Origin of the sequence: Streptomyces sp. NPDC000229 (genome assembly GCF_040300825.1) — a bacterium.
Lineage (GTDB): Bacteria > Actinomycetota > Actinomycetes > Streptomycetales > Streptomycetaceae > Streptomyces.
This window is the reverse complement of sequence record NZ_JBEPEL010000154.1, coordinates 1-4320: the sequence shown is the minus strand read 5'-3', so window position 1 is coordinate 4320 and position 4320 is coordinate 1. Positions and strand designations below refer to the sequence as shown.

Genomic DNA, 4320 nt, shown 5'->3' with positions numbered 1-4320 from the left:
TCCGCTGCGGCTCGACGAGCCCCTCCGCCTCCAGGAACCTGATCTTGGAGATCGTGACCTCGGGAAACTCTTCACGCAGCTGATTGAGCACCGTCGACAGCGACGAGAATTTCACCAGGGACCAATTCTGGGCAATCCCTCAGACCCTACGCCACCGCAAGCCGCAGCCGAGTGAGCGCAGGCGCAGAGGCCATCGCATCTTTCGCTTGCCGTTTCCGCACCCGTCACTCACTCATTGATCATCTTCGCATTTTCACGATCAGTCGAGAGGTGCAACCGGATCGGAGAGCGAGCGTTTCGTTCGGACAAACCTATCCTAAACTCCCCATCTGCTACACGCACGTTGTAGAGGTCGGCCTGCCCCCGGGACATTCGACGGCATCGACGAGGACGCCACGGGATCCTGGCTCGGGCGGTGACCAAGACCAATCTCTACGGCATCAATGACTCCTAAGTTTTGGCACATTCAACTTTTTGTCCTGGCGCGACGTATAAGGGCGTCCGGCAGGTTGACCGGCTCACCCAAAGTCACTCCTATCCCCCTATTGAAAAAACCGATCCAAGCGAAGTCGCCGGCATGCCCCGCCGCCAGCGATGCGAGCTCAAACCGCCCGAGAGAGGGAACGGCACCTGAGACAGAGCAAAGGTCCGGTCCTGAGTGTCCTGAGCCGACGTCCTAGCCCTGCGGAGGAAGCGTCGGCGCATGCTGCTCACTGCGTGACACCTGTAGGACCGCTTTTCCGGAGACACGGCGCCCGCGGAGGGCCTCGGCGACGTCGGCGAAACGGTCCCAGGATCCCTGCCAGCCGATCTCGACAGTGAGGTCCCCCTCAGCGGCCAGCTCGGTGAGAACGGCCAGGTCCTGGCCGGCATCGCCCTCTATGACGAAGGACATCAGCGACTTGGTCGGGCCGACGGTCGCATACGGGGGGAAGACCGCCGGCTCCCCGGAAGTCCAGCCGACGCTCTGCACGCTGCCCCCGGGAGCGAGCAGGCTCCATGCCGCGACCAGTTGGGGGCCACCGACGCTGTCGATGACCACGTCGACGGGTTGCTCGAGTCCGTCCAGGCCGATCAGCACCTCGTCGGCGCCGAAGTCGACCAGCCCCTCCCCGCGGGCCGTCGAGCCCACGGACGCGATCACGTGGGCACCGGCCCGCGCCGCCAACTGGACGGCGAACCGGCCGACCCCGCCGGAGGCGCCGGTGACCAACACCCTCTTGTCCGGTCCGAGCCCGGCGGCCCGCAGCGAGCGCAGTGCGGCCACTCCGGCGACCGGCAGGGCGACCGCCTTCGCCAGGTCCAAGCCCTTGGGAACCTCGGCAAGCGCACCCACATCGATCGCGACGCGCTCAGCGAACGCACCCGAGGTCAGGGCTACAACCCGGGTGCCCACCGCCGGGCCGATTCCGTCGGCGGCGGCCTGAACCACCACCCCGGCGGCGTCCGAACCGAGCACCGCACCCACAGGCACCCGACCGGAGCGAGCGTCGTTGAGGTCGCCGTAGTTCAAGGAGGCATGGGAGACGTCCACCAGGACCTGGCCTGGTCCGGGCACGGGATCGGGAACCTCGGCGAGGCGGGCAGAGGCGGGTGCGGACGGATCGACGACGAGAGCACGAACAGACATGTTTTCCCCTAGGTTCACGACTTGTAACAGCAGTCATCATCGGTAACCTTGCTGCCCGGCGTAAGGAGGCACATTTATGTCACGCAGTCACACCCGTGTTGCAGAAGCAGTGAGGGACGAAGCCTGCCCGGTGACCGAGGTGCTCGACCGCGTGGCGGGCAAGTGGAGCATCGGGATCCTGATCGCCGCCGCCCACGGCCCGGTCCGCTTCACCGAACTCGAACGCGCCATCAACGGCGTCAGCCGGCGAATGCTCACCCTCAACCTGCGCCGATTGGAGCGGGACGGGCTGCTCATCCGCACCGTCTATCCGACCGTGCCACCCAAGGTCGAGTACAGCCTCACGCCCATGGCCCGAGAACTCCACGCCTCACTGACCGGACTGGTGGGCTGGGCCGAGCGCCACCGGTACGCCATCGCCGAGGCCCGCGCCGCTTACGACGCCGCGGCGGAGCAAAAACCTGACGAGGCTGAACCAGCCCGGACTGGCTCTCGAGCTCCCGCGATTCCACGACAGCGGGAGAGGAGCACATGGCTCACCACCGGCGTCACGAGCCCCGCACATGATCGCCCGGACAGGTCCTAGCCGTACACGGCGCGCAGCGCGTCCGCCACGGCCGCTTCGGCGTCGGCGCGGCTGACGCCCAGGCGGTGGGCTTCGGCGGCGTACGCGGCGGCTGCGGTGGCCGCCTGGCGGGCGGCGGCGTCACCGGCCGGGGCGACGAACGTCCCGGCGCGGCCACGTGTCTCGATCACCCCGTCGGTCTCCAGCACGCGGTACGCCTTGGCGACGGTGTTGGCGGCGAGGCCCAGCTCCTCCGCGAGGCCCCGGACGGTCGGCAGTTTGTAGCCGACGGGGAGGCGGCCCGAGCGGGCCTGGGCGGAGATCTGGGCGCGCAGTTGTTCGTACGGGGCGGTCGGGGAACCCGCGTCGATGGAGATCTTCAAGGTCACGCGCCGATTGTCCCCCAGGCCGCCGTAATGGGGAGGCGATCGGGGCCGGGCCGCGCGTACCGTGCGGCCCATGACTGTGATCGTGCGGGACTTCCGTCCCGAGGACGCCGAGGCCGTGGCCCGGGTGCGGCGGGCCGCGCTGCCCTTCGAGGTGACGACGCCGCAGGCCGTCCTCTTCCAGGTCGAGTCGGCCAACCCGGCGAAGAAGTACCGGCTGCTGATAGCCGAGAAGGACGGCGAGGTCGTCGGTACCGCCCAGGTCGGCCTCGCCCACGACTCCGAGACCCCCGGGCTGTCGTACGCCAACCCGCAGGTCCACCCGGACCACCGGGGCCGTGGCGCGGGCGGTCTGCTGCTGCGGACCGCCGAGGAGCATCTGGCGGCCGAGGGCGCGGAGAGCGTGTACGCCTGGGTGCTGGACGAGCCGGGGTTCCGGGCGTTCGCCGTCAAGCGCGGCTACCGGCCCACGCGGCCGGCGCACTTCCAGCGCCTGGACCTGGCGGGCGGCACCCTGCCGGAGCTGCCCGCGACGCTTCCTCCGGGCGTCGAGCTGCGGACCGCCGCCGACTACGCCGACGATCCGCGCCCGCTGTTCGACGCCGACGCGGAGGTGACGGCGGACGAGCCGAGCGACATCGCAGCGCGGCTGGACGACTACGAGGACTGGCTGGCCGACACCTGGAACCACCCGCTGCTCGACCGTGACCTGACCACGGTCGTGACGGTGGACGGCCGGGTGGCGGCCTTCACCGCCGCCCACACCGACGGCGGGGCACGCTACCTGTCGGGCATGACCGGCACGGTGCGCGCGTACCGGGGCCGGGGGCTGGCGAAGCTCGCCAAGACGGACTCGCTGCGCCGGGCCCGCGCGGCGGGCTGCACGGACGCCTTCACCAACAACGACGCGGAGAACGGGCCGATGCTGGCGGTCAACAAGTGGTTCGGGTACGAGATCTGCGCGACGGAGGTCCGGCATGTCCGCACGCTCGGTTGACGTCCGCCTCGTCAAGGCGGGCCGGACGAAGATCCGCTACCCGGCGGAGGTGGTGGCCGACGACGGCACCCGGCTCACCGTGCGCGCCCCGTGGGCGGCGGACGGGGTGCGGGACTTCGGGTTCGTACGCTTCGAGCCGGGCGACGTCTTCACGGAGCACTACTGGCGGGACCGGTGGTACGCGGTGAAGGAGGTCCGTGCCGGGGACGGTGCCCTGAAGGGATGGTACTGCGACATCACCCGGCCCGCGTCCGTGAACGGCTCCGAGGTGGTGGTGGAGGACCTGGACCTGGACCTGTGGGTGTCGGCGGACGGCGCCGAGGTACTGCGCCTGGACGAGGACGAGTTCGAGGCGAGCGGCCTGGCGGAGCGGGACCCGGTCGCCGCGGCGGCCGCCCGCGAGGCCCTGGACGCTCTGGAGACGCTGGCCCGCGCGGGCGACCTGCCGGGTGCGGGTCAGGAGACCGGCTTGCGGTAGTGGACGCGGTCGGGGTCGTCCGCCGTGCGCCGCTCGTCGACCTCGTACCCGTACCGCTCGTACATCTGCTGGTTCTCCCGCATCAGCGCGTGCGTGAGGAGCCGCACCTCGGGAAGGCCGCGTGCGCGGGCCCGCTCCTCCACGAAGGTGAGCAGGAGGCGGCCCAGGCCGGTGCCCTGGGCACCGGGGTGGACGGCGGCTGGGACCTCGAGATGTCGAAGCGGAGGCCCCGGTTCGTGTCGAGGGCGCCCTTGGCTCCGATGA

General features: G+C 70.1%; 6 protein-coding genes. 3 read left to right on the top strand and 3 right to left on the bottom strand.

The genetic code is table 11. The features are described from left to right. Positions 1 to 676: 676 nt before the first annotated feature. The gene (locus ABT360_RS35095) at positions 677 to 1630 is read right to left on the bottom strand and encodes a zinc-binding dehydrogenase (protein WP_351825783.1); all 954 of its coding nucleotides are present in this window, start codon (positions 1628 to 1630) and stop codon (positions 677 to 679) included. A 76-nt stretch (positions 1631 to 1706) separates the two neighbouring features. Here ABT360_RS35095 and ABT360_RS35090 point away from each other — a divergent pair, with 76 nt between their 5' ends. Beyond that, entirely contained in the window at positions 1707 to 2216 is a 510-nt protein-coding gene (locus ABT360_RS35090; protein ID WP_444852380.1) for a winged helix-turn-helix transcriptional regulator, read from the top strand. Here the strand turns inward: ABT360_RS35090 and ABT360_RS35085 are convergent. Continuing rightward, a complete protein-coding gene (locus tag ABT360_RS35085; RefSeq protein WP_351825781.1) occupies positions 2213 to 2584 on the bottom strand; it encodes a GntR family transcriptional regulator in 372 nt (123 codons plus the stop codon). The two genes, ABT360_RS35090 and ABT360_RS35085, sit on opposite strands and share 4 nt — an antisense overlap. A 70-nt stretch (positions 2585 to 2654) precedes the next feature. On the opposite strand from ABT360_RS35085, the gene ABT360_RS35080 reads away from it, so the two are divergent. Together ABT360_RS35080 and ABT360_RS35075 are read left to right on the top strand one after the other, a co-directional pair. Continuing rightward, complete coding sequence (locus ABT360_RS35080) at positions 2655 to 3578, top strand: GNAT family N-acetyltransferase (protein WP_351825779.1); 924 nt, start codon at positions 2655 to 2657, stop codon at positions 3576 to 3578. After that, positions 3559 to 4056: a DUF402 domain-containing protein gene (locus tag ABT360_RS35075; RefSeq protein WP_351825777.1), complete on the top strand. Its 498-nt coding sequence runs from the start codon at positions 3559 to 3561 to the stop codon at positions 4054 to 4056. The genes ABT360_RS35080 and ABT360_RS35075 overlap by 20 nt, the downstream gene beginning before the upstream one ends. Here the strand turns inward: ABT360_RS35075 and ABT360_RS35070 are convergent. Beyond that, the coding region (locus tag ABT360_RS35070) for a GNAT family N-acetyltransferase (protein ID WP_351825775.1) at positions 4035 to 4320 on the bottom strand (286 nt) is incomplete at its 5' end. The genes ABT360_RS35075 and ABT360_RS35070 overlap by 22 nt on opposite strands.

What these genes read in the sequence shown, in the direction of transcription:
- ABT360_RS35095 (WP_351825783.1), bottom strand. Translation starts at nt 1,630, where the DNA reads ATGTCTGTTCGTGCTCTCGTCGTCGATCCGTCCGCACCCGCCTCTGCC.
- ABT360_RS35090 (WP_444852380.1), top strand. Translation starts at nt 1,707, where the DNA reads ATGTCACGCAGTCACACCCGTGTTGCAGAAGCAGTGAGGGACGAAGCC.
- ABT360_RS35080 (WP_351825779.1), top strand. Translation starts at nt 2,655, where the DNA reads ATGACTGTGATCGTGCGGGACTTCCGTCCCGAGGACGCCGAGGCCGTG.
- ABT360_RS35075 (WP_351825777.1), top strand. Translation starts at nt 3,559, where the DNA reads ATGTCCGCACGCTCGGTTGACGTCCGCCTCGTCAAGGCGGGCCGGACG.